The sequence below is a fragment of the Vibrio sp. 10N.222.55.C6 genome (genome assembly GCF_041473395.1).
Classification (GTDB): Bacteria; Pseudomonadota; Gammaproteobacteria; order Enterobacterales; family Vibrionaceae; genus Vibrio; species Vibrio crassostreae_C.
Window position 1 is genome coordinate 1 of the sequence record NZ_JBFRSD010000648.1, and the last position, 397, is coordinate 397.

A 397-nucleotide genomic window follows, 5' to 3' on the forward strand; every position below is an offset into this window, starting at 1 on the left:
GGGCGGAAGGGCTCGCTATTGGTGGGGAAGGTAATCTTGTTTTTACCAATATGCGTATCCCTGGTAAAGGTGACCGGGCGGATTATGAATTCAGTTATTATTTTTACCCGAAACACAATGCTGAGTCTCAGGTGGTAACACAACAAGTTTTCGACCTTTTTGATAATCACACCAGTGTAGAGGATGAAATTGACGGCATTAAATGGAACCAAGTTTCGTACCTACAAAGTCACCAACACTCTGATAAGGGTATTCCCGTTTTTGCGTTGATCAAAAAGCATTCATCAACGGTTCATTCATTGGGTTTTGCAAAGATGTCAAGGGTGACATTCAAACATTCTATACATGAGATGATTGAGTCTACAAACAAAGCACATCTTTCAGACGCGTACTTCTG

At 41.3% G+C, this 397-nt stretch carries 1 protein-coding gene; it reads left to right on the forward strand.

From position 1 onward, the window contains the following. A partial coding sequence (locus AB4486_RS25470; RefSeq protein WP_372119506.1) for a hypothetical protein occupies positions 1-397 on the forward strand: 397 nt, incomplete at both ends.